General features: G+C 50.4%; 20 protein-coding genes and 1 pseudogene. 7 read left to right on the forward strand and 14 right to left on the reverse strand.

Annotated features, from left to right (window positions below; translation table 11 throughout):
* The first annotated feature begins 5 nt into the window (after positions 1 to 5).
* Positions 6 to 977: a glycerophosphodiester phosphodiesterase family protein gene (locus BN2762_RS06840; RefSeq protein ID WP_055106268.1), complete on the forward strand. Its 972-nt coding sequence runs from the start codon at positions 6 to 8 to the stop codon at positions 975 to 977.
* Between the two features lie 246 nt (positions 978 to 1223).
* On the opposite strand, the gene BN2762_RS06845 is transcribed toward BN2762_RS06840, so the two are convergent.
* The 4 genes from BN2762_RS06845 to BN2762_RS06860 all read right to left on the reverse strand — a co-directional run bounded on the left by BN2762_RS06845 (position 1224) and on the right by BN2762_RS06860 (position 5449).
* On the reverse strand, positions 1224 to 2012 hold the full coding sequence (locus BN2762_RS06845) for an ABC transporter permease (RefSeq protein ID WP_055106477.1): 789 nt from the start codon (positions 2010 to 2012) through the stop codon (positions 1224 to 1226).
* Positions 2013 to 2029: 17 nt separating this feature from the next.
* A complete protein-coding gene (locus BN2762_RS06850) occupies positions 2030 to 2779 on the reverse strand; it encodes an ABC transporter permease (RefSeq protein WP_055106478.1) in 750 nt (249 codons plus the stop codon).
* 124 nt (positions 2780 to 2903) lie between these two features.
* A complete protein-coding gene (locus BN2762_RS06855) occupies positions 2904 to 3962 on the reverse strand; it encodes an ABC transporter ATP-binding protein (protein ID WP_055106269.1) in 1059 nt (352 codons plus the stop codon).
* Positions 3963 to 4945: 983 nt separating this feature from the next.
* Positions 4946 to 5449, reverse strand: coding sequence for a GyrI-like domain-containing protein (locus BN2762_RS06860; protein WP_055106270.1), 504 nt, complete (start codon positions 5447 to 5449; stop codon positions 4946 to 4948).
* Positions 5450 to 5943: 494 nt separating this feature from the next.
* On the opposite strand from BN2762_RS06860, the pseudogene BN2762_RS06865 reads away from it, so the two are divergent.
* Positions 5944 to 6818, forward strand: a pseudogene (locus tag BN2762_RS06865) (AraC family transcriptional regulator).
* A 189-nt stretch (positions 6819 to 7007) separates the two neighbouring features.
* On the opposite strand, the gene BN2762_RS06870 reads toward BN2762_RS06865, so the two are convergent.
* Both BN2762_RS06870 and BN2762_RS06875 read right to left on the reverse strand, forming a co-directional pair.
* Positions 7008 to 7769 carry an AAC(3) family N-acetyltransferase gene (locus BN2762_RS06870; RefSeq protein WP_055106271.1) on the reverse strand — a complete coding sequence of 254 codons (762 nt, stop codon included), beginning with the start codon at positions 7767 to 7769 and terminating at the stop codon, positions 7008 to 7010.
* Positions 7770 to 7906: 137 nt separating this feature from the next.
* Positions 7907 to 8947, reverse strand: a complete 1041-nt coding sequence (locus BN2762_RS06875) for an alpha/beta hydrolase (protein ID WP_055106272.1) — start codon at positions 8945 to 8947, stop codon at positions 7907 to 7909.
* A gap of 282 nt (positions 8948 to 9229) precedes the next feature.
* Here BN2762_RS06875 and BN2762_RS06880 point away from each other — a divergent pair, with 282 nt between their 5' ends.
* Complete coding sequence (locus BN2762_RS06880) at positions 9230 to 10057, forward strand: AAC(3) family N-acetyltransferase (RefSeq protein WP_055106273.1); 828 nt, start codon at positions 9230 to 9232, stop codon at positions 10055 to 10057.
* Between the two features lie 202 nt (positions 10058 to 10259).
* Here the strand turns inward: BN2762_RS06880 and BN2762_RS06885 are convergent, their stop codons facing one another.
* From BN2762_RS06885 to BN2762_RS06895, 3 genes are all read right to left on the reverse strand, one after another.
* Positions 10260 to 10700, reverse strand: a complete 441-nt coding sequence (locus BN2762_RS06885) for a DUF2269 family protein (RefSeq protein WP_055106274.1) — start codon at positions 10698 to 10700, stop codon at positions 10260 to 10262.
* A gap of 6 nt (positions 10701 to 10706) precedes the next feature.
* Positions 10707 to 11057: an ASCH domain-containing protein gene (locus tag BN2762_RS06890; RefSeq protein WP_055106275.1), complete on the reverse strand. Its 351-nt coding sequence runs from the start codon at positions 11055 to 11057 to the stop codon at positions 10707 to 10709.
* Positions 11058 to 11143: 86 nt separating this feature from the next.
* Complete coding sequence (locus BN2762_RS06895; RefSeq protein ID WP_187386485.1) at positions 11144 to 13105, reverse strand: S41 family peptidase; 1962 nt, start codon at positions 13103 to 13105, stop codon at positions 11144 to 11146.
* 226 nt (positions 13106 to 13331) lie between these two features.
* Between BN2762_RS06895 and BN2762_RS06900 the strand changes: the two genes are divergently transcribed.
* A complete protein-coding gene (locus tag BN2762_RS06900; RefSeq protein ID WP_055106277.1) occupies positions 13332 to 14027 on the forward strand; it encodes a 4'-phosphopantetheinyl transferase family protein in 696 nt (231 codons plus the stop codon).
* 225 nt (positions 14028 to 14252) lie between these two features.
* On the opposite strand, the gene BN2762_RS06905 is transcribed toward BN2762_RS06900, so the two are convergent.
* From BN2762_RS06905 to BN2762_RS06925, 5 genes are all read right to left on the reverse strand, one after another.
* Positions 14253 to 15539, reverse strand: a complete 1287-nt coding sequence (locus BN2762_RS06905; RefSeq protein ID WP_055106278.1) for an NCS2 family permease — start codon at positions 15537 to 15539, stop codon at positions 14253 to 14255.
* A 177-nt stretch (positions 15540 to 15716) separates the two neighbouring features.
* Positions 15717 to 16670: an ABC transporter permease gene (locus BN2762_RS06910; protein ID WP_055106279.1), complete on the reverse strand. Its 954-nt coding sequence runs from the start codon at positions 16668 to 16670 to the stop codon at positions 15717 to 15719.
* 3 nt (positions 16671 to 16673) lie between these two features.
* Entirely contained in the window at positions 16674 to 17744 is a 1071-nt protein-coding gene (locus tag BN2762_RS06915) for an ABC transporter permease (protein ID WP_055106280.1), read from the reverse strand.
* Complete coding sequence (locus BN2762_RS06920; protein ID WP_055106281.1) at positions 17737 to 19272, reverse strand: ABC transporter ATP-binding protein; 1536 nt, start codon at positions 19270 to 19272, stop codon at positions 17737 to 17739. Before BN2762_RS06920 ends, BN2762_RS06915 begins: the two co-directional genes overlap by 8 nt.
* Positions 19273 to 19333: 61 nt before the next feature.
* Positions 19334 to 20392: a BMP family lipoprotein gene (locus BN2762_RS06925; RefSeq protein ID WP_055106282.1), complete on the reverse strand. Its 1059-nt coding sequence runs from the start codon at positions 20390 to 20392 to the stop codon at positions 19334 to 19336.
* A gap of 536 nt (positions 20393 to 20928) precedes the next feature.
* Between BN2762_RS06925 and BN2762_RS06930 the strand changes: the two genes are divergently transcribed.
* From BN2762_RS06930 to BN2762_RS06940, 3 genes are all read left to right on the forward strand, one after another.
* Positions 20929 to 21591 (forward strand): Crp/Fnr family transcriptional regulator, encoded by a 663-nt coding sequence (locus BN2762_RS06930; protein WP_074048581.1) that lies wholly within the window; start codon positions 20929 to 20931, stop codon positions 21589 to 21591.
* Positions 21592 to 21777: 186 nt separating this feature from the next.
* Complete coding sequence (deoD, locus tag BN2762_RS06935) at positions 21778 to 22488, forward strand: purine-nucleoside phosphorylase (protein ID WP_055106283.1); 711 nt, start codon at positions 21778 to 21780, stop codon at positions 22486 to 22488.
* Between the two features lie 223 nt (positions 22489 to 22711).
* Positions 22712 to 24160: a serine hydrolase domain-containing protein gene (locus tag BN2762_RS06940; protein ID WP_083484795.1), complete on the forward strand. Its 1449-nt coding sequence runs from the start codon at positions 22712 to 22714 to the stop codon at positions 24158 to 24160.
* Positions 24161 to 24224 lie beyond the last annotated feature (64 nt).

Consider the following 24224-nt stretch of genomic DNA (forward strand, 5'->3'; position numbering starts at 1 on the left):
TGAAAATGAAGCGAAAAAAAGGACTGCAGCGAGCATTTTTATTTCTGCTCATTTTATCAGCATTTATCTACTTAAATAATTCTTCTCTGCTCGCCAAGGGGCGCAACGGCTCCTCCTTCTTGCTGGCCCACCGCGGGCTGGGGCAGACCTTCAGCATGGAAGGTATAGAAGGAGACACCTGCACGGCCACCCGAATTTTCGAGCCGGAGCACCCTTACTTGGAGAATACGATTCCCTCGATGGAAGCGGCCTTTGATGCTGGAGCGGATATGGTTGAGCTGGACATTAAGCCTACGAAGGACGGGCATTTCGCTGTTTTTCATGATTGGACGCTAGAATGCCGGACGAATGTCCAGGGCATGGTCAGTGACTATACGATGGACGAGCTGAAGGAAATCGATATCGGTTACGGTTATACGGCGGATAACGGCGCAACCTACCCTTTTCGCGGCAAAGGAACAGGGCTGATGCCTTCGCTGGATGAGGTGCTGGCTTATTTTCCCGAGGGCTCCTTCCTGATTCATATTAAAAGCAATGATTCTGGCGAAGGCCGCCAGCTTGCACGATATCTGAGTAAGCTTCCGGAGGAACGCCGGGCTCAACTGGCTGTCTATGGCGGAGATGCCCCTATAGCTGCACTGCAGGAGGATTTGCCAGGGTTGAGAGTGATGTCAAAGGCTACGTTAAAAAGCTGCCTCCTGTCGTATGAAGGGATCGGTTGGACCGGATATGTGCCGGCCGGCTGCAGGAATACGCAGCTGCATATTCCCGAGAGGTTCGCCCCCTGGCTATGGGGCTGGCCGAATAAATTTTTGAACCGGATGGATGACGCCGGCACACGGGTGATCGTTGTCGCAGGCAGCGGGGAGTGGTCGGAAGGATTTGATACCGCAGAGGATTTAACAAGGCTTCCCAAAGGCTATACCGGTGGGATCTGGACGAACAGAATTGATCGGATCGCACCGGCCGTGAAATAGGCCATGGAAGATCTCAGCCGCTGGCTTGCAGCGTAATGCTGCGAACAGATGGCAAATAACCCGCTAAATGGTTTAGCGGGTTTTTGGGTATGACAAGGCTTGTATGCATATTTAGATGCTGGTGCACTGAGAGTAACCAGGGGTCGGGGCCTTAAGGAGTTCGAGGCATTTCCTTAGAAGCCTGCACTTGGCCATGTCCATCGCAGTTTAAGAATGCGGCATTGTACTACCGACAAGGCAGCATTCTCAGGAGCCAGCGCCCTTGTAGCGCTTGACCCCCATATTCCAGGCCAACAAGCCTATGCCAAGGAAAATAGCCCCCATCACCGGAGTAAGCAGGGCCATGCTTGTCATCTCTTCCCGCTGCAAGAACAGAGCAGCCGGATAGATGCCGACAAAGGCGAACGGGATAACCCAGGTCAGCAGAATCTGGATCGTCCGGTTGTAAATCGTGACGGGATAGCGCCCATAGTTCTGAATATTGAACATGAGCGGAAGTATCCCAGTCGGCGCATCCGAATAGAATGACAGCGAGGTGAGCGCGGTGTAGATGCCTGTATAAATCGCGACCGCGCAAAGCGTCAGAATGATGAGCGCCGGAATGGTCCACCATTCGAATGGCAACCCAAGCTGACCGCCGCTGATAACCATTATGACAATGCCGACTACACCGCCGATCAGCGCGGGTGGATCGATATTTTCCAGGAAAATCTGGAATAGATGATGCGCCGGACGCGTCAGTACGCGGTCCATCTCTCCCTTAACGATGTAGCGCTCGCTGAAATTCCACATATTGACGAAGCAGCTGAAGACGGCATAGGGGACCATGAAGAAGCCATAGACAAAAATAACCTCGTTCTGGCTCCAGCCGCCCAGGCTGTCGGTATGCATGAATACGACCAGAATGAAAATAAAGTTCGTCGCCTGGAACAGCAAGTCCGAGATCACCTCGACCCAGAAATCAGCACGGTAAGTAAGCCGGGTTTTCATGTAATTTTTGAAATATTCCACAATTAAGCCTAAGTAATAGAACATCCTCGTCATGCCTCTCGTTAACCTCCTTGCACGAACAGGCGCTGCCGCGCCGCCCGGTATAACAGGATCATCGGGATGATCAAGGCCGCGAACCAGAACACCTGAATGCCCAGCACGTTCCAAATGCCCACGCCCTGTACCCTGCCCGTAAAGACGGAGCCCGGCAAATAGGTGATCGCCTGAAAAGGCAGCACCTCAAGCACCTTGGACAGCCAGCCCGGAAACAGGCTGATTGGCACAATGAGCCCTGAGAAGAGATCGACGATCACTCGCTTCATCCGCATGACGCCTTCGTTATTCTCGATGAAGAAGGCCGAGAGGCCCGTAATAACATTGATCTGCGAATTGATCAGGAAGCTGAAGACCAGCATGACCAGAAAGCCCGCCCAGGCCGATGGAGCCGTTGGCAGCTGCACCGGGAACAGGAGCATGGCGATGGCCATGCCGGGAATCATGAACAGCAGGAAGCGGAACATGCCCTCCCCGAGGCCCTGCATCATTTTGGCAAAGACATAGTTATACGGGCGTATGAATTGAATGGCAATGCTGCCGTCGCGGATATCGGTCGATATTTCCCGGTCCAGGTTGTTGAAATAGAATGCCCGGGCCATCCATGATACCGCAACGTAAGTCGTCATCTGCACAGCGGTGAAGCCTCCCAGCGAGTCTCCCTCGCCGTAAATAGCCTTCCAGGTGAAATAGTTGACCCCGATGTTGAGGGTATAGATGAGAATACCAGTGTAATAGTTGATGCGGTAAGCGAGCATGGTCAGAAACCGAATCCGGATAAAGTCTAAATACGCGCCCAGGAGCAGGCGTTTTCCGCTATGGCGCGAGTTTCGCCCTTCCGGGCGGGGCGGTCTGGGTGAAGACGGAGTAAATGAAAGACGCTTAGACATGGGGGGCCTCCGTTGTTTCGGCCATGAAGGATCCCGCCGCTTCCTCCGGCTTGTTCGCCGACCCGGATTGATAGATGCTGCGTACGATTTCATCGGTATTCGTCTCGATTATTTTGATATCCGTAATGTCGGCCTGTCCCACGACGCGGCCGAGCACGTCGGATACGTTGAGCTCCAGCGGAATCCAGACCTTGGCATTGAGCTCGTTCTCGGCTGACCATGTCACGGCCAACCCTTCCGTCCATTGCCGCAGCGTCTCCAGCTTCGTCGCCCTTCCGAATTGGAACAGCACCTCACGCCCCGTGCCCCAGCGCTGCTTCAGCTCCTCCAGCCCGCCGTCGTAAATGATCCGTCCATCATCCAGCATGATGACGCGGGAGCAAAGGGCCTCGATATCCTGCAAGTCATGCGTCGTCAGCAGGATCGTCGTGCCGTGCTCGCGGTTCATGTCCTTGAGGAAGTCGCGAATTTCCGACTTCACCATGATATCGAGCCCGATCGTCGGCTCGTCAAGGAACAGAATCGACGGGTTATGCAGCAGCGCGGCGACGAGTTCACAGCGCATGCGCTGCCCCAGGCTGAGCTTGCGCACCGGACGATTCAGCAGATCCTGGAGCTTCAGGCGCTCCACAAGCTCGTCCAGCCGCTTCTTGAAGTCCTGCTCGGGCACCCGGTATACCTTCCGCAGCAGCTGGAACGATTCGATGACGCCGATGTCCCACCACAGCTGGCTGCGCTGCCCGAAGACGACGCCGATATTCTGCACGAAGCGCTCCCGCTCCTCGTAGGGCACGTAGCCGCCTACCTTGAGATGACCGGAGGTCGGCACCAGTATGCCGGTGAGCATCTTGATGGTCGTCGATTTGCCCGCGCCGTTCTCCCCGATGTAGCCGCAAATTTCGCCTTGGGGAATAGCGAATGTAATATCTTTTACGGCAATGACCTCCTGGTATTGCCGTTTGAACAAGTCCGCAAAGGCCCCTTTGAGGCCTTCGCGGTTTTTTTGTATTTTGAATGCTTTGCGCAAATCCTGCACTTCTATCGCGTTCATATCTATCTACCTCGCTAACGATGTCTTTCTTCATGTTCCGTCCAAGCTCCTATTATAAATTACAACCTCTGAAACCTCTACATCAAATGATCAACTGGATGTAAAGGCAATATTTACCGTATATCTGCTGGAGCAGCGGTGAAGGGCTTGCTAGAGCAATGGCGCGAGCAAAGGTGCCGGATTTGTTGGAGGAACGATACGGGGTTTGCAGAGGTACGCAATGCGGATTGTTAGAGAACAGGACAGGGGTTGCCACAGCTAAGATGTGGATTTGCTAGAGCTACGGTTCGTGGCTTGCAGTATCAGCAGGAGTTCGATTAGGTATGGGCATGGAAAGACTTGAACTAGACAAGCTTTGACGAGAAAGGCGGGTTGCGATAGGCAGGAACGAAGTTGAACATGGTGGCGTAGCAGGGAAGGTGGGCGGAGGACACCACGGGCTGGTTAAACTTGGATAGCCGAGTAAAATCGTTAAATTGGGTGATTGGCGTGCGAACTAGCAAGGTGGCAGGTTATAAAGTAAGCTTGCGGACAGGAGATCCGCTATTTCTTGTTTTGGCCGGAATTTGAGCGTTTATCGGACCCAGAAGCCCTTATTTGCAAAAATAAGCTGCAAGTTGACTGAATTTGAGTGTAATAGCGGAACTAGGGTCCGTAAGCAGAGTGTTTTACCCCATTTTCGTCGGAATAGCGGAACCAGGGTCCGTTATGAATCGTGAAGGACGGCTATCGCTAATCAACGTACCCTAACCGACCATTTTTGCAACGATCAATAATGGGACTCTCTGATTCCAGAGTTCCCTATATATTAAAAAAACGCCTTACCGAGACGGTTCGCAAAGCAGTCTCTTATCGGCGTCTTTTTAGTGGAAATTCGGCCTTTCGATTTCACCATACTGCTTTCTGCGTGCTAAACTGCTTTCTTCGTACTAAGCTGCTTTCTGCGTACTATTTCTGCGTACTAAATTGGAGGAGCAAACGGACTAATCCTCTAGAACAGGGATCATGATCGTAAACTTAGGGTGTGAGCTGTAAGGATCCTGGTCGCTTGGATATATTTCGAAATGCGTCAGCTCCTTTTCCTCCTGCGGCTGCGTCTTGAGGCCCTGCTGTTCGATCCAGGCATAAATGCTGCTGTACGATTCGCTGATATTTTCCTCGGCCCGGTGCTCGTATTTCACATATTTCATTGCCTGTACTTGGACTTTCACCATTCCTTCGGGGATTTGCTCTTCCCCGGGGTCAGCGACCTCGAATACCGCGTAATGAACGAATCCGTCCCCACCTGGATAAGCGTGGTAAGATAAGCCGTAAAAATTGCCAGGATCAACAATACCGCGGATTTCCACGCGCCGTTGCAGCAGCTTCTCATGGATTGCGCGTATACCGCCGGCACCCGCCTCGGCAAATGTACCCTCCCAACGTAGTCCAATCGCGCTAAAGGCTTGCTTAGTTACAATGGTTGCCATCATATTCGTCTGCTCCATTACTCACCTCTCCCTATCATTGAAAATATTACTTGTCCCCGAATCCCATTTTACTACAACACACTTACAAAATCTGTAACAAGTGTACAAATACCCAAAAATCCGCCCCTGGATCGATTCTTTGAGAAAATGGGTTTCGGACCGAAGTTACGCCATTTAATTTCACTTCTGACCCTGTCCAATTCCTATCGACTCCAATTCCCGTCAATTCCAACTCTTATAGACTTCAACCCCTACTAATTCCAATTCCTATCAATTCCAACTCCTATTGACTCCAATCCTACCAATTTTAATTCCCATCGATTCCAACCCCTATTGACTCCAATCCTACCAATTCCAATCCTATGGATTCTAATTCCTATCGACTCCAATTCTTATCGATTCTAATTCCTATCAAACTAAGGTACGATAGCTGCAAGAGGCTGTTCGCAAAAAGCACGAAAAGACAGGAACGCCCTGCCCTAGGGTGATATGCTGATATTTACAAGGAGGTTATGTGTTTGGAAAGGTTACTGCGTATCAAGGATGCTTTGGAGCTGATCGAGCAGCGGCTGGAGGGTCGGGTGGACATTGATGAGATTGCCAGGGCAGCCTGTGTATCTCCATTTCATTTTCAACGGGTGTTTCTCATCTTAACTGGCATGACCGTAGCTGAATATATGCGTAAGCGCAAGCTGACCTTGGCTGCCCAGGAGCTGGCAACAACGTCTTCTAAGGTGATTGATGTAGCGCTGAAGTATGGCTATGATTCCCCTGAGTCTTTCACTAAAGCTTTTCGCAAAATACACGGCATCCCGCCTTCGGAAGCCCGCAGTCCAGGCGCCAGTTTGAAGGCCTTTCCGCGCATTTCCTTCCATTTATCGCTGAAGGGAGATCAAGATATGGATTACAAAATCATTGACAAAGAAGCTTTCAAGGTCATCGGCAAGGCCATCGAAGTAAAATGTCATGACAAGGGACAAATTTCGAGGTTCTGGCAGGAGTGCCACCAGAATGGCATGATTGAGAAGCTCGGCTCGTTTGGCAACGGCGGGAATCTCCTCGGAGCCTGCATGCATATGCAGCCGGAAAGCGGGGATTTCACTTATATGATTGCTGCACCCACCGATCTGGAAGCTCTGTAGAGGGATTCTCGCTAACAACGATTCCTCGTTCTACCTGGGCGATCTTCAATGCAGTCGGTCCAGTGCCTCACGCCATTCAGCAGGTGTTTGAGCGGATATTTCAGGAATGGTTCCCGGCTACCGGCTATGAGGTTGCGAATGCGCCGGAGCTGGAGGTCTATTCGCCGGGAGATACCTCAGCCGAGGATTATCTTTGCGAAATCTGGATCCCTATTATAAAAAGCGACGACCGGCAAACTAGCTAACAAACTTGCCAAGAGACGGACATAGCGAAATTACTCCAGCTAATAACAAACCATGGATGATCTGGCCTCGCTCAATAACCGCATATCCGAGACGCATATCCGAGATATGAAGATATAAGATGTGAAGAACGGCGTAAAGCCGACTGCCTGGGGCAGTCGGCTTTTTCTCTCATCAAGGCTTCCTCTCTGCTACTCGGCCAATGGCTCGTTATCCGAAAACAGATCCGGGTTCTTGCGCAGCATATCCGTCAGGATATCCGTCGTCTTCACCGTATCGCATACCAGCACCTCGGCATCGCCCAGACGCGCACGGTAGAGCGCTCCCTGTTCTTCCAGGACGCCCTCTACCTTCCAAAAATGCTCCGACCAAGGCAGACCGCAATGGCGGCGCGACGGAACCAGAATCTCCCGGCCGTCAGGGAGCACCGTGTACAGCTGCTCATGACTATCCGTCAGTCTTCCGGGAATATCGACCCATTCTTCAATCCCATGGATAAACGTGTTTCTGCGCAGATCCACTCCTACAAGCAGTATCGTGGCCTTGCGGTCCAGCAGGCGGCCCCAAGCCGATTCCCTGTGGCAAGGCGTATCCCAGCGCTCGTCGCCCGCGGTAAACTCAGCCGCATCCTTGCCCAGCGCCGCTACGGAATGCGTAGGATGAAGAGAGCGGATTACACCCGGACGCTTGCGGAACAATTCAGGGAGTATGCCGACGCAGACCTCGGAGGTCTCTACATAAAACTTCGGATTATCCGCATTAATATAAGACCAGGTATGGGTAGGCAAAACTAATAGTCCATCCTTCATATATTCCAAAAGGGCATCCAGAACCGTGTCTGCTCCTCCCTCTACCTCGCCGATGCTTTTCATGGATGAGTGCATCAGCACGGTTCCATGCCGGTTAATGCCAGCACTTTCAAGCTGATCCATCAAACTTTGCTTCGTATGCATGATAACCTCCAACTGTTGGTAATGGAATGATTCATCCCCATTATACCTGTCCTGCCTGGAACAACAACCCTAGACTGACGACGAATGAGAAAGAGCCGCATCTTCTGCGGAGAAGTTAACTACGATCGAGGAGTTAACTACAATCCACGCGTGTACCATTCCGAAGCCGCCTGAATGATGTCATCCATTCGGGAACTGCAGGCATGCCGTTCATCCGGATATTCGATCAGCTGCTTCTCGGCAGATATTCTGCGGTAGAACGAGCGGATCTCCTCCTCCTTCACCCAGTCATCCATCTGGCCATGTATAAGAAGAAGCGGTCCCGACTGACCGATATTCTCCTCTTTCAATTCAAGAGGGCTCTCCTCTCCCTTAATCACGTAGGCCAAACGTTCCTTAAAATAATCCGGCAGCCTCCCCTGGCTCTCCAAAACAGGGCTGACCGCCGCAACCCTGCCGATGCTGGAATGGCGGCTTCCTTCAATGGCCCAGGAACCGCCAAAGCTGGTTCCGAATAGGTGCAGCGGCAGCCCCGGAAATTGCTGTGCCGCAAGCTCGATAAGCTTGTGTATAAACAGCTCCCAGCCTCGCCGAGTTGCCAGGCTACGGTTCAAGACATACGTCTCGCCCTGCCCCGGTCCATCAAAGCTGATGGTAATGAAGCCTTCTCTAGCGAAGCCAATCTCATATTTAATCAGCTCCTCCTTCGACGAATCAATCGGATATATGATGATTACGCAGCCGCGGGGATGCTTTGGAGTTCGTATTCTTCCGCTGCACTTATTCCCTTCAACCAGAATCTCCGCCTCGACAATCTCGTCCTCGGCCAGCCCATCCGCCTGCCGGTGCATGTCTATGCAGCGTTCGTACCACAATTGCTTGTCTCGTCCGGTATGAGGATACATCCACTGGATAAGATTGTAATTCACAGCTGCGCTTCGGTAGAAATACTCGGCTTCACTGATCAATTGCTGATGAAGCAGCTTGGACGCCAGCTGCTCATACACGGCAGCATGACCTTGCAGCACTTCCGTCCAGCTCTCGATTCCGGTCACCCGCTGGCGCAGCTCGTATACCACCGGCTTCGGCAAACCGATTCCGAGCCACCGGTCCCAGAATGCGTCAGACACGAAGCTTATCGATATCGTTTTCTCTATCGTATATTTGGCACTATCCACGCTAACGCCCCCCTTTTACTATATATACGTAAACCGCTCGAATTTTAAGGGCATAAGACAACCCGGTGATTCTATTATTGGTAAATAGCTCGTCTATCTCAATTTTATAAACGGGGTGCATCTGGAATAATATTGAAACTATTTGCCTTTTCAAATATAATATACAAGAAGCACAGCAAAATAAGGGCAATGCTTTTCTGGAAGCACCAGAGACAACCCCTCGGCGTTAGGAGGGATTGTCTCTTTTTTTTGTAAATTCGAAGAAATAAGGAGTGATCAGCAGTGGCTAATTTTCACGATGCCCAAAAGCCTGTTTTGACCAAAGACGTACTCAAAGAGCAGTTCCGCCGATGTGGCGTATCAGAAGGGCAAGCGATCATCGTTCATACCTCGCTAAGCAAGCTCGGATTCGTAGTTGGCGGAGCCGAGACCTTAATCCGGGCTCTGCTTGAAATTGTCGGCGATGAGGGGACGCTGATGATGCCAGCCCAAACCTGGAAGAATCTTGATCCCGCCACAGGCGTTCATTGGGAGGTGTCTCCCGAGCACTGGCCTGTCATCCGCGAGCATTGGCCCGCCTATAATAAAGACATTACTCCAGCCATCGGAATGGGCATTGTTGCGGAAATGTTAAGGAAATGGCCTGGGGCCTCCAGATCTGATCATCCTGCAAGATCCATGGCTGCCGTAGGCAAGCATGCAGAGTATCTTACGAAGGAGCATGATCTAAGCCAAATTTTTGGCAAAGGTTCGCCGCTCCATAAGCTATACGAGCTTGACGGCCACATCCTGCTCATCGGAGTCGGCCACAACAAGAACACCTCACTGCACTTAGCAGAGACCAAGGCGGATTTCCCCACGAAGCGATTTATGGAGGAGAGCAGTGCGATTCTGCTAGACGGAGAGAGAAAATGGGTGACCTACCGCACTCAAGCTGTGGATGACGGAGATTTCACCATTCTGGGTGAAGAATTCGACAGAGCTCACCAGGTAGCGATCCACAAGGTCGGTGAGGCTGAGGTTCGTTTTCTGAGACAGAGACAACTCGTAGACTGGGCCGTTCAATGGATGGAAGAGCATCGAAAAGGGGAGAATCACACAAACTTATAAATAATGACTTCAAGATAATTACTGCTGCCATTATGATTATCGATAGACACAAAATAGGGAGGCAGCCTTTCCTTTAATACCTTTACCGAAGCTTAGCCTCGTCCAATAAACGGAGAAAAAATCGCCCTCCCTTCTGCAAACCGCAGGAATGGGGGGCGACTCAGCCAGGTCACTGTGGCCGACCGCGCATTTGCGCAAATAACTACCATAGCTGCGGCTTGGCAACCATAAGCCACAACATAACGAGCAGGAGCAGCAAATAAATCCATACCGAACGAATCAGCTTCCTGATCAGAGCCTCCTCATTGACATCAGGCTCTCCGAATTTACGCAGCTTTGGCGTAAAAGCACAGGCCATAAAATAGAGCGAACAAGCCAAAATAATATACGTCGCTACAAGCCAGGGCTCCAACCAGGACCAGGATGCCGCCAGGATCAGGAGTATTCCCGAGACAACAAGCACATGTCCCATGTGCTTGACCAGCCGGATCGCCGACTTAAACGTATTCAAATAGGCCTGACGTGCCTCGGGCCCTGCCGACCGAAGCCTCGGAACCAAAGAAATCAGCACAAAAAAGGGGCCAATCGTCGTAATCGCGCTAAGGATATGGATATACAAGAGGATGATACGCAGCTTATCCACATCCGCCTATTTCTGCACAGGGTTGAACTCGTGAACCCAAACTCGCATGGTCGGTACCCAGCGCATGCCGGGATGAATAGACAGGATCGACTGCTTGTATTCCTCCAGATTGGCATAGCCTTCCTGCATAGCCTGCTCTTCCGTCAGATCGCCGAGAGCCTGGGAATATACCCGCTCTACTACGAAATCCCGCCCCTTCAGCGTCATCACTTCACCCACATCGGCGTAACGACCGTTGCGGCGGGTAGCCGTCTTCTGGCCTGCCAACACCTTCTCCACGTCAGCAGGCATAGTCACTAATCGCTCAATCGAACAGGTCTTTGGCGGCAATGCCTCGTGTTCTGTATGATTCTGCATGTTGTTTTACCCTCCTCGTCCATTCTTTCATTTTACTTTATCACAATTGTGATCCGTGTCCATAACCCTCGGTGCATGTCGCGACTCTAACGATCTGCTCTTATCGGCTGCATATAATCCTCCAGCTTGGAGCTTTTAACGTAAATATCCGGGCGGATGTGGGAGTGCATAATATTGTTCTGCCTCACGTTCCAATAGTGATTTACCGCGATGACCATAATTTTATTCGCTTTATCCTCGAAAACGCGTTGGCCGACTCCTTTGCCGTATGTATCCTGTCCTATGATCATCACATTAGGCAAATAGGTGCTCAAGCCCAATGTTAGCAGCTCGGAGGCGCTCGCCGTATTCCCATCGACCAGGACATATATATGACGGAAGGCAATATAATCCGCATCCGAGTAGTAATTGTCCGCATAACCATCCCGCTCAATCAGCATGCTTGTCACGCATTCCGGCAGGAGCGCATCCAGAATATGATTCGCGCTGTCCATATCCCCGCCTGTGTTCCCGCGAAGGTCAATGACAAGCTTCTTCGTTTCGGGGCTGGAAATTTGATCGAGATATTCGATAAACCTGTCATCGGTACTTGGATTAAATTCATAAATGCGGAAGTAAGCGATCGTTCCCTGGTCTTCATAAAGCACATCCTGATCCGGTCTCCCGGTGAATTGATCGTATTCCTGCCCATATATGACCGAGGTGAAGACGTCCCCTTGCTGGATCGCACGATCGATGACCGCAGCGATTTCCGCCGTCGTCAGCTCCTTCTGATCCAGCTTGGACAAAATCGTATCTACATCAGGAATACTGCCTATATACAAATAATTATCTTGGAAAAAATGCTTAATTCGCTCGCCAAGCGGCTTCCTGCTGTCCTGTATTGCATTTTGAATATATAGGGCCATCGAATTGCCGGAGTATAACTCCAAGCTCTTCTCGCAGAATTCCTCCGCCCGATCGTACTCCTCCAGCATGTAATAGGAATACGCAATCGTGGCGTAAGCCTCGTCATCTTGCGGATCCAGATCAATCACTCTCTCCATTGCTTTAATGGCTTCCGTATATTGGTTTAAATCAAAATGACATTGCCCTGTAAACCATGGAATAAGGGAAGAGGAGAATTCTTGCTTCCCCGCTTCCTCGCCAAAGGCGATGCACTGATAATTCCTGCGCCCATTGTACAGCGCCCTCAGCCTGTTGATGCTGCCCTCTTCATGCCGAGGCTGGAGCTGAAGCGCATAATCATAATACCTGGCTGCTTGAACATACATGGATCGTTCCATATGAACGTCTCCCATAGCTATATGTATATCTGCATTGGACTGATCCTTTTGAACGGCGGCGTTATAGCTGCTCTTTACCCGTTCAAAATCTCCCAGCGCGTTATATGTCTCCATCATCTGCACGTAAACTTCCATATTGTCGGGAAACTTTTCAATCATGCTCTTATAATGAGTTTCTATTAGATCTATGTTGCCTGTATCTTCAATTACAGCGGCTTTAATACGGTATGTCTCATAGTTATCCGGTTCCTGACGGATGAGATCATCGGCCAGCCTGCTCGCATCCTCATACCGACCGAGTTGGAGCAAGGTGTATATTTTCGCTTCAAACCCGTCCATATCCGATTCATCCATACCCAAATAAATATCGAATTGCTCCAGCGCTTCTTCATATCGCTCCAAATCAAAAAGCGCTCTGCCTTTACCATAATAAGCATACTTCTCGTCGCCTATTGCTAAAGCCTGATCATAGCTCTCCAGGGCGGCTTCATATTCATACAAGCCATACAGGGCATTTCCTTTATTCACATACTCCCCATCCTGGTTGGGCACAATGAGGAGCGACTTCTCGATGTATTCCAAGCCTCTCTCATAATCCTCCAATTCGTTATACGCCCAGCCTAGGTTGTTGAATGGAGCCCCCATATGCCGATCCAATTTCATTTCGCTTTCCAAATCAACGAGGGCCGGCTCCATTTTATAAGCATATTCAATCGCTTTCTCCAAATATTTTATCGCCTCTTCATATTCCCCCTCCTCCACCAAGCGATACCCTGTTGCATTATTGCTGTTCCCCCACTCTTCGAAGCAATTTAGACTCTATCGTTAAATTATCTATATCTTATCATGGAGTGCTTAGGGTAGAAATGACTTTGAAGTGAAATGCTGGTAGCACCAATGTTTGCTGGCTTGTATTTGCCCTCCGCATTATTATCCTTATAATGGAAGAAGAGGAAACTAACTGACTAATAGATTAGGCGGGGAAAAAATGACTGAGATTTACGGTGTCCGGCTAGAACCGAACATAACCTCGCTCCCAATTTGGGGCCTGATCGATGTGCTTCCTATCGATAGGCAGGAGCGAATCCATAGATTTATGCACAAAGAAGACGCGCTAAGAACATTAACGGCTGATATTCTATCCAGGCTCCTCATTTGCAGCAGACTGAACATGAAGAACAGGGATATACGATTGATTCAAAATGCTTACGGCAAGCCGCTGTTGGAAGGGGATTCCAGTCTGCACTTTAACAACTCCCATTCCGGGAAATGGGTAGTTTGCGCCATAGACGATTCCCCTGTCGGGATTGATGTGGAAAAGTTCGCAGATATTGATTTCAGCATCGCCAATCGTTTTTTCTCAAAGCAGGAGTGCTTTGATCTTTATATGCGTCAGGGGGGTGCCAGATTAAGCTATTTTTTCGATTTATGGACCCTTAAAGAGAGTTATATTAAAGCGGCGGGTATGGGGCTCTCCTTGCCGCTGGACTCCTTCTCCATCCGTGTTGGACAGGAGCGGATCGAGTTAGACACCCAAAATGATTTCAAGCCTTGTTCGTTCAAGCAGTATGATATCGATCCCGCGTACAAACTGTCTGTTTGTGCGCTGCATGACCGATTTCCTGATCATATCCGCATGCTGAGCATGGACGAGCTGCATGAGCGGTTCTTGGTTTACATATGAACGAATTCTGAAAGAGCCCGCAACCGTGAACAATATGCCTGGCCGATCAGGCTGAATATAGAAGCAGCCAGGTAAACAAATAGCCCCCTGGTAGAAAGAACGTTGACATCACGCAAAACAAAAGCCACAACAGCAATATGCCCAGCCAGAGTATGCGCGAATGCAACGCGAAAGCCAGCGAACCAACAGCAGGTTCAACACAAACGTAAGAATCAGCAGACCGCTTTACATTGAACCCAAAATGAAATACAGCAGGAAGAAGAAAGCGATCATATACATGGTCATGGACACTTCCGCACGGCGGCCCGTCACCCACTTCACGATTGGATAAGCGATGAAGCCAAACGCAATCCCGTTAGCGATGCTGAAGGATAAGGGCATGATGGCCAGCATCATGTAAGCCGGAAAGGCTTCGGTAAAGTCGTCAAAAGGCACTTCCTTGATCGACATTATCATCAGGCAGCCCACAATAATAAGCACCGGAGCAATCGCACTGCTCGGGATGACCTTAAATAGGGGGACGAGAAACAAGGCGGGGATGAAAAGCAGTCCGGCGGTTAGCGAGGTAAGCCCCGTTCTTCCGCCGGATGCAATACCGGTCGCTCCTTCCGCTGCCGTCGTCATCGGACTGCATCCGAGCAGCCCTGCACTGATCACCGAAAACGAATTCGCCTGAAACGACTTTCTAAACTTTGACTTATTCGGGAGCATACCCAACTGGGCCCCCATATTTGAGAAGATAATTACCATCGATAAAGAGAATACGGCCGTCCAAAATTGGAATGTCCCTATCCCGCTGAAATCCAAAGCAAGAAACAGCTCTCCATACCCGTCAAAAGAAATGCTGAAATCACGCAGCACTGAGAAATCAACAATGCCAAGCGCCGCACCGATCCCTGTTCCGGCAATGATCGCAATTAAGAAGCTCCCTTTCACATTACGCAAGAATAAAGGCAGCGCGATAACCAATGTTAAAATCGTCGTTAACGCGTGAGGCTCATCCAGATTAGCCAAGCTCACGAAGGTGCTTTCGTTGGCCACGATCACACCGCCGTTTCGTAAGCCGAGAAAGGCAATAAAAAAGCCGATCCCCGCCGTCATCGCATGAATCATCGACTTCGGAATCGAGCGGGATAGATAGTCCGCCCACTTCGTCACCGACGTGGCCATGAACACAATTCCGGCAAGGAATACCGCAGCTAGTGCCTGCTGCCAGGTTAATCCTAGCGAGAATACGAGCGTAAATACAAAAAACGCATTGTCTCCCATACCTGGAACCAGAATAAGGGGCGAGTTGGCCCACAGCGCCATCAGCATACAGCCGATGAAGGAGCAAATGACCGTCACGATCGTAGCCGCTTCATACGGCATCCCCGCCATGCTTAGAATAGAGCCGTTCACGGCAATGATGTAGGCCACCGTCATAAACGTTGTTAATCCTGCTACCATTTCGGTACGTATCGTCGTCTTCTCTGCTTGAAGGTGAAACCATCTTTCCAGTCTGCTATCCAATGAAGAACACCTCTTTATTAGCACTACAATTCCTGCTCACAGACCTGTTGCATAGAATTCCCCTCATTTTGTAGCACTTTCTGTTATATACTTGGCAGCTTACCGTAATTTTGTTTTAAAAAGAGCTGGAGGTCTTAACCGACTCCAGCCCTTATCCCAACTATAAATTGCTGATGCCTATCGCTTCCCTACCTCGTAAGGCTCCCCTAATGCCTTCGGCGCCCGAGCCTTTCCTACCGCGCCGATCAGGACGAGCATCGTAAGGACATACGGCAGCATATAGAAGAACTCGTTCGGAATGCGGGCTGCAAATTCGAAGATTTGCAGCTGATCCTTGACCGCTTGAGCCAAGCCGAAAAATAAGGAAGCCAGCATAGCCCCGACTGGATTCCATTTGCCGAAAATAACGGCCGCCAGCGCGATGTAGCCCTGCCCTGAAATGGTATTGAAGGCAAAGTTGCCGTTCGAGGTCAGTACGATCGTCGCTCCGCCCAGCGCGGCGATCGAGCCGCTGAGGATAACGGCCATATAGCGCATCCGATTAACCTTGACCCCCACTGTATCCGCGGCGCCCGGATGCTCGCCAACGGCACGGAGCCTAAGCCCCGTCGACGTCTTATAAATAATGAAGTAAATCAAAATCACGAACCCAATCGCGATATATGTCGTCGGATAGTTGTTGAAGAAGGCATTGCCGATAAACGGAATATCGCTTAGGAACGGGATTCTGAATTTATGAAATACCGTCGTCAGCAGCGGGCTTTCCGCCGAGCCTTCAAAGATCAGCTTCACCAGAAAGAAGGTGGAGCTCGCCGCAAGTATATTGACCACAACCCCGCTGACCACCTGGTTGGCCTTGAACCCGATCGTGGCTATGGCATGAATGCTGGAGAATACGGCCGAGAATACGAAGGCCCCGATCACGCCGAGCCACGGGGACAATCCGCCTAATCCTGCCGACTCGGCATAATAAGCAATGACCGCCGAGAAGAAGGCTCCGGACACCATAAAGCCTTCCAGTCCAATATTGATGACGCCCGAACGCTCGGAGATCAGGCCGCCGAGGGCAGCAAAGATAAAGGCCGTGGAGAATACAAGCGTCCCATTGATGAGATTGCTGATAATGTCCATCTCTTACACCTTCTTCTTCATTTTATTAGTGAGCGGGCGGAAGAAGAGCCTCACAATCCCGGGTGCAGCCACGAAGAAGATAATGAAGCCGATAACCATCCGAATGATTTCGCCCGGCACCTCTGCGCCGAAGCTCATGCCCTGCGAGCCGTAGGTCAGCGCCCCGATGAGCGTCCCCGCCAGCAGCACCCCGAGGGCCGTATTTCCGCCCAGCAGGGCTACCGCGATTCCATCAAAACCGAGGCCCGAGGTCACCGAGTTGATGGCGATATATTTGAATACGCCCAGCACCTCAAAGGTGCCGACCAGGCCGCCGAACACGCCGGAAATAAACATGGTGCGCACCAGAACATTCGGCACCTTCATCCCTGAATACTCAGCCGCATCCGGGTTAAGCCCGACAGCCCGCAGCTCATACCCCCACTTGGTTCTGTTCAGGTAAATATGATAGAAGATTACGGCGAGAATCGTTAAGAGGAATCCCCAGTGAATGCGGGCGCCTCCCATAAGCTGGGACAGCCAGCCAATCTGAATGCTTGCGGACTCCTGAATCATGGCGGAACGCTGCGTTCCTGCTTGCGGCATGAACGTACGGATGAAGTAATGGCTCAAGTACAGCGCAATGAAGTTGAACAAGATACTGGTAATAACCTCATTGATGCCCCGCTTCGCCTTAATATACCCGATCAGGGCGCCCCACAGTCCGCCGAGGATTGCACCAAACACGACGGCGACCAGAGCGTGCAGAAGCGGCGGCAGGCTTAGCTTCGTGCCTACAATAAGCGCACCGAGCGAGCCCATGATGATTTGCCCGTCGACCCCGATATTGAACAGGCCTGCGCGGAAGGCAATGGCTACCGCCAGACCGCACATGACGAGGGGAACGATCGAACGCAGGGCCTCCCCGATATCATAGCTGGTGCCGAATATTTTGGTAATCAGGGAATCGTAAGCGAGCAGCGGATCATACCCGCCGATCAGCATGATCAGCGCACCCAATAATAGACCAATAATAATAGAGACAACAGGAATAACAGCAGATTCACGCCTGAAAATACTCATAAACTTATTCATGTGCGCCATCTCCTTCATGCTTGCCTGCCATCATCAGCCCCAGCTCCTGATCATTCGTCGATTCCGGCGTCGTCTCGCCTACAATCTGTCCTCCGAACAGGACGAGAATGCGGTCGGACACATTCAGAATCTCCTCGAGCTCGAAGGAGATGAGCAGCACGGCCTTTCCTTGATCCCGCTGGGCAATGAGCTGCTTGTGCACAAACTCTATCGCACCGACGTCAAGCCCCCGCGTAGGCTGGGCCGCGATGAGCACCTGCGGCTTCTTGTCGATCTCGCGGGCAATAATGACCTTCTGCTGATTGCCTCCAGACATGGAGCGGACCTTCGTGTCAATGCTTGGCGTCCGTACGTCAAACTCCTTGACGAGGCGCGCGGCCATCTCGTCCCGTGACTTCTCATTAATGAAGCCGCGCTGGCTGAACTCCGGATGATGGTACGTTTGCAGGAGTATATTTTCACTGACAGTAAAGTCAAGAACGAGTCCGTGTTTATGGCGGTCTTGCGGAATATGTGACAATCCGCTTTCGGAGATGATGCGCGGAGATTGGTTCGCAACGGCCTGGCCCTGCAGAAGAATCTCCCCCGATTTAATGCTGCGCATGCCAGTAATCGCTTCGATCAGCTCAGTCTGGCCGTTGCCATCGACCCCGGCGATCCCGACAATCTCGCCTGCGCGAATGGAGAAGGACAGTCCATCGACCGCATTTTTTCCCTTTCCGCCCTCCACGACCAGGTCTTTGACTTCCAGCAATACTTCTCCAGGCGTCGCTGCCTGCTTCTCGGTCTTGAAGTTGACGGCCTTCCCTACCATCTTCTCCGCCAGCTCCTGCGGGTTCGTCCTGGCGACCTCCACGCTCTCAATGACCTTGCCCCGGCGGATAATGGTGCATGTATCTGCAACCTCCATAATTTCTTTGAGCTTGTGCGTAATCAATACAATCGATTTGCCCTCGGCGACAAGCCGTCTCATAATCTCCAGCAGCTCGCTGATCTCCTGAGGTGTGAGCACGGCTGTCGGTTCGTCGAAAATAAGAATATCCGCGCCCCGGTAGAGCGTCTTGATGATTTCTACCCGCTGCTGCATGCCGACGCTGATCGACTCAATCCTGGCCATGGGATCAACATCGAGCTTGTACTGCTCCGAGAGCTTCTTGACCTGGGCGCTGGCGCCTTTAATATCGATCTTCAAGCCCTTCTTCGGCTCCATGCCAAGAATGATATTCTCCGTTACCGTAAAGGGCTCGACCAATTTAAAATGCTGATGCACCATCCCGATGCCCAGATCAATCGCCTTGTTCGGACTATCGATCACTTCCTTCTGCCCGTTAACGTAAATCTCGCCCGCATCGGGCTGATATAATCCAAAGACGATGCTCATCAACGTGGACTTGCCTGCACCGTTCTCACCGAGCAAAGCATGAATTTCGCCGCGCTTCAACTGAAAACTGATCGAGTCATTGGCTAATACTCCGGGGAAGCTCTTCGTGATTCCTTTCAGCTCTAACGCAATATCTGCCTTAGTCACAGTAGACCCCTCCATCAAAGTTTCCGTCCCCTATCACGTACGGCAATAGGGGACGAATGGATTATTCTTCAGGTACGGTGATTTCGCCGTTAATGATTTTTTGGCGATACTCATCTACTTTAGCCAGCACCTCGGGGGCTACGTTCTTATCGGAAGTCGGCGCAATGTCCACGCCGTTCTCTTTAAGCCCCATCAGCGTCACCTTCCCTGCCGGGAAATTCCCTTCGGCCAAGCTCTTGGAGATTTGATAGACCGCCTCATCTACCTTCTTCACCATGGAAGTGAGGGTGACATCATCGCCGAAGATCAGGGATTGGTCCTTGTCGACCCCGATAACCCATACCTTGTCGCCCTTGCTGCTGCGCTCCTTCGCTTCATTAAATACGCCATTTCCCGTCAAGCCCGCCGCGTGAAAAATAATATCTGCGCCATCGTTATAAATCGTAGAGGCCGCCGATTTCCCCATATCTACCCGGTTGAACAAGCCTGTGTAGTTTACGATCAATTTGGCATCCGGATTAACGGCTTTAATCCCTTCGCGGAATCCAGCTTCAAAGCGTTTGATGACGGGGATATCCATGCCGCCGACAAAGCCGATTTTATTCGTCTTCGTCGTCAATCCTGCGATCACCCCTACGAGGAAAGAGCCCTCCTGCTCCTTGAAGGATACCGCCGCAACGTTAGGCAGCGTCAGGTCGGAGTCCACGATTCCGAACATCGAATCCGGGTTCTCGTTAGCCAGCTGGGCTACGGCATCGGCAAGCGTATACGCGGTAGCCCAAGTCAGATCATAATTTGCTTTGACGAATTGATTCAGGTTAGGGACCACATCCGCATCGGATTTGGGCTCCAGGTATTTGACTTCGAAGCCATAGTCTTGCTCCAGCTGCTGCAGCGCCTCCCATGCGCTCTGGTTGAAGGACTTGTCGTTAACGCTTCCAAGGTCGGTCACCATGCCGACTTTTAGCTTCTTGAGCTCCTGTTGATTGCCGTTGCCAGCAGGAGTATTCCCGGTGCCGGCCCCAGCGCCGTTCTGATTCGGCGCCTTCTGTCCGCATGCGGTTAGAACCAGCATGAGCGCGAGCAGCAGAGGTAATACGGTTTTCATCGACTTTTTCATTGTGATTTCCTCCCTAATATAAATATTTGCCTTTGGACCCTTACCTGGGCGTGGCTTAGCTACCAATCCTTAGCTGCGAAACCGACGCTGAGCCAGGAAGCAAGGAATTTGAAATCTACCAAATTAGTATCAAGAGGCCCTTAAACGAACGCTCCAACTACTGGATTGTCATTCCAATAACATCTAAGTTAGTCTTTGTTGGAAGAGATTTCATTATTCCTTGTCCTGTAAATATATCATAAATTTTACCAATGGGATAACATCATACCCGCCGGCCTGCAAATGCTTTAGCACGGTTTCTCCGAAGGGGATCAGGCCATTAACCTGGTTCCAAACTCATCATTTCTTCCCGAATTTGGCATAGAACAAAAAATGACTCTATGCTATGTTTTCTTTAAATCATGCTACAATAACACGGTAGGGCTGCTTTACCATCCCATAACCAGGCTGTTCACATAACGAAACTGAAAGGGCGTAGAATTCATGATTGATAACCTCTCAGACATTCAAATTTTTTCGGCCTTCCTGAAGAGGACTTGCAATATATTGTCCCGTTTCTCAAAGAGCGGCAGTTCAAGAAGAACCATATTCTTATGTTTGAGAATGACGAGAGTGATGAGATCTACCTGCTTCGCTCCGGCATGGTTAAAATTTATCGCATGTATGAAGGCAAAGAAGTGGTCCTTAGCATTACAATGCCGGGTGACATCATTGGCGAAGTTGAATCATTATCGAACAGCTACCATCGAATCTCCTCGATTGAGGCGCTGGAGAACGTCTCCGTCTGGCATATTTCCAGCCAGGATTTCCTGCATATCGTTGATAAATACCCGATTGTTCTGAGAAACGCATATAAAATTCTTGTAGAACGAACGCGGATGCTCAATCGCATGATCCGTTATTTGACCTTCTACGATGTCCGGGGCAAAGTCGCCAACCTCATCATGGATCTGTACTATAACTTTGGAACAACTCACGAAAACGTTTACAAAATTGATCTTAAAATTAACCAATCCTTATTGGCTAACATGATCGGGATCACCAGAGAGTCGATCTCCAAAACGCTGGGTGATTTTCAAGCCGAAGGACTAATCGATATTCGTGACAAATACCTGTACCTCCTCGATATGAAGTTGTTAGAATCCATTTGTCATGAGACGGAAGAATTCCCTACGCTTCGCAAATGGTATAACAATTAGGCCTGCCTGCTGCTCTCAATATAGCAAATGACAGCGCTTCAATTCCGTTAACAACGTAACGTTTATTCTGTTAACCAATTCACAGATGCCGGGTTAACCCCTTAACAGTCCCTCTCCTTGCATTGTGCTATGCTTTTCATGTAATGTTGCAAAAGTCACAATACAACTAAGCTGGAGGGAAATTACATGAGCTTTCACATCGAAGCTGCAGTTGGCGAGGTTGCTGATTCGGTCTTGCTGCCCGGCGACCCATTACGCGCAAAATATATCGCCGAGACCTTCCTGGAGAATGCCGTATGCTACAACCAAGTCCGCGGCATGCTCGGTTTTACAGGAACCTATAAGGGACAGCGCGTATCGGTTCAAGGCACCGGGATGGGGATGCCTTCCGCGTCCATTTACATCCATGAGTTGATTAACGATTACGGTGCCAAGCATCTCGTGCGCATCGGCACATGCGGGGCCATACAGCCCGACGTCCAAATCCGTGACGTCATCGTCGCTCAAGCGGCGGCCACCAATTCTGCGATCATTCGCAACGCGTTCCCCGGATACGACTTCCCGCAAATCGGGAACTTCGATTCTATCAAGACAGCTTATGAAATCGGCACCCATAAAGGATTGAATCTGCGTGTCGGCAACGTCCTCTCTTCCGACCTGTTCTACACCGACAGCAACGATGAATTCAGCAAGCTCGGAAAGCATGGCGTATTGGCCGTAGAGATGGAGACAGCAGCGCTGTATTTCCTTAGCAATAAATTCGGCGTCAGAGGCTTAAGTCTGCTTACAGTAAGCGACCATATCCTTACAGGAGAGCAAACCACGGCCCAAGAGAGACAAACGACGTTCAACGATATGATCGAAGTTGCTCTGGAGACTGTTGCCGCAGTAAAATAAGACCGAGGCATCGTGCACTATAGCTTGAGTAAAACCCATCACAAACAACAAAGAGGACTACCTGACAGCAGCGGGCTTCGCCATCGGGTAGTCCTTCTCTTTTATCCCTATCACCTATGAGAACGAGATAGATCTATCATCCATATTAGGAGGTCTTATTATTCGCCGCTTATCTATCCTGTTCCCTATTATAATTTTGTACAGCCTATTATCTCTCCCCATCATGGCCTCCAGCTCCGCAGAAGTTGCAACTCAGAGGGAGCTATGGGATCGTATCGATGAAGAAATTGTCCAGAACATGCAGCGCTTCGACATTCCGGGCATGGCCTTCGTGCTTGCGGATGAGAACGGTACTATTTATACCAAAGGATATGGAGTAACCGAATGGGGTAGCGCTCGGGAGATTAATTCCACGACCCGGTTTCAAATTGGTTCTATCTCCAAGGTGTTCACTTCGCTAGCTGTTATGCAGCTGCAGGATCAAGGACTGGTCGAGCTGGATGCTCCTGTCACTGCATACTTGCCATGGTTTGCAACGAAGGACCCCACCCTCTCTGACCTTATAACCATCCATGATCTATTGAATCATACGAGCGGGCTTCCAGGGCGGCTCAATACTCATGATATAACAAGCACGAGTTCTGAGAAAATTGCCGCACAAATCAAGCATAAGCTTCAGAGCGTACAGCTTGCAGCCGATCCGGGGACAACCTATGAATATACCAATATCAACTATGACTTGCTGCAGCTCGTTATTGAGGAGGTCAGCGGTTTAAATTATCCCGACTATATGCGTTATCATATCTATGAGCCTCTAGGCATGCATCAAACGTTCTTCACCCGGGCTGCGGCCGGGCTTGACCACAATTTAGCCACCGGACACCGGTATATCTGGGGGCATGTTCGCCCTTTTCATGAGAATCTAGCTTATGCTACCTTGGGATCCGCCGGTTTATCAACCAGTGCCCAAGATTTGGGGACTTACATATCTTTTCTCCTTAGCGGCACTTCCGCCTCGGGTGATCCAGTCATTCAAGCAGATAGTCTGCGCAGGATGCACACCGCTGCTATTTTTGATTCTTCGATCGGGCATGGACACGGTTGGGAGATCACAGCAAATACAATAGAAAAAAAAGGGGGACTCCCCGGATTTTCAGCCAATTTGATATTGGTTCCCGGTGAATCGTACGGCTTCGCCCTGCTTGCCAACTCCAAGCAAAACATTACCGACGAAACAAACTTTAATATTTACCGGATATTGAAGGGGGACCCTCCTCGGCATTTGGCCAAGAGCGATTATCCTGCTGTATCTTCCATAAATAAAAGTCTTCTAGCGATCAGCGCTTTGTTGTTCCTTATTATTGTGCTAATATGGCTTCCCACATGGATAAGATGGCTAGGAAAGAGAACAAGCTGCTCCTTGATCAGGCCAACAATTTCAGCTATACTGTTCTGCTTCGTATTAAATGGTTTAATACTGGCTGGCGTCCTCTATTATATATACGTCCATGTTCCATATGCGAGCGGAGCGCCTTCTCTGCATCGGCTCACAACGGCACCCGACACCGTAAATGGACTAACTCTGCTGTCCATTTTCTGGATCGGCTTAAGCATTTCGGTTGCTTGCAAATCTTTTGTTCGCCAGGAGATAGTGACAGCCCCTAGATCATAGATCACAACAATCCGGACCCTCTTCCATCTTGATCATAAGCTCGGCCCAGACACTTGATATCGGC

Source organism: Paenibacillus ihumii, from assembly GCF_001403875.1.
In the GTDB taxonomy this organism is placed as follows: domain Bacteria; phylum Bacillota; class Bacilli; order Paenibacillales; family Paenibacillaceae; genus Fontibacillus; species Fontibacillus ihumii.

Excerpts from the sequence above, each read along its gene's own strand:
- BN2762_RS06840 (WP_055106268.1), top strand. The coding sequence starts at position 6 with ATGAAGCGAAAAAAAGGACTGCAGCGAGCATTTTTATTTCTGCTCATT.
- BN2762_RS06845 (WP_055106477.1), bottom strand. The coding sequence starts at position 2,012 with ATGTTCTATTACTTAGGCTTAATTGTGGAATATTTCAAAAATTACATG.
- BN2762_RS06850 (WP_055106478.1), bottom strand. The coding sequence starts at position 2,779 with ATGCTCGCTTACCGCATCAACTATTACACTGGTATTCTCATCTATACC.
- BN2762_RS06855 (WP_055106269.1), bottom strand. The coding sequence starts at position 3,962 with ATGAACGCGATAGAAGTGCAGGATTTGCGCAAAGCATTCAAAATACAA.
- BN2762_RS06860 (WP_055106270.1), bottom strand. The coding sequence starts at position 5,449 with ATGGAGCAGACGAATATGATGGCAACCATTGTAACTAAGCAAGCCTTT.
- BN2762_RS06870 (WP_055106271.1), bottom strand. The coding sequence starts at position 7,769 with ATGCATACGAAGCAAAGTTTGATGGATCAGCTTGAAAGTGCTGGCATT.
- BN2762_RS06890 (WP_055106275.1), bottom strand. The coding sequence starts at position 11,057 with ATGCAGAATCATACAGAACACGAGGCATTGCCGCCAAAGACCTGTTCG.
- BN2762_RS06900 (WP_055106277.1), top strand. The coding sequence starts at position 13,332 with ATGACTGAGATTTACGGTGTCCGGCTAGAACCGAACATAACCTCGCTC.
- BN2762_RS06910 (WP_055106279.1), bottom strand. The coding sequence starts at position 16,670 with ATGGACATTATCAGCAATCTCATCAATGGGACGCTTGTATTCTCCACG.
- BN2762_RS06915 (WP_055106280.1), bottom strand. The coding sequence starts at position 17,744 with ATGAATAAGTTTATGAGTATTTTCAGGCGTGAATCTGCTGTTATTCCT.
- BN2762_RS06925 (WP_055106282.1), bottom strand. The coding sequence starts at position 20,392 with ATGAAAAAGTCGATGAAAACCGTATTACCTCTGCTGCTCGCGCTCATG.
- deoD (WP_055106283.1), top strand. The coding sequence starts at position 21,778 with ATGAGCTTTCACATCGAAGCTGCAGTTGGCGAGGTTGCTGATTCGGTC.
- BN2762_RS06940 (WP_083484795.1), top strand. The coding sequence starts at position 22,712 with ATGGCCTCCAGCTCCGCAGAAGTTGCAACTCAGAGGGAGCTATGGGAT.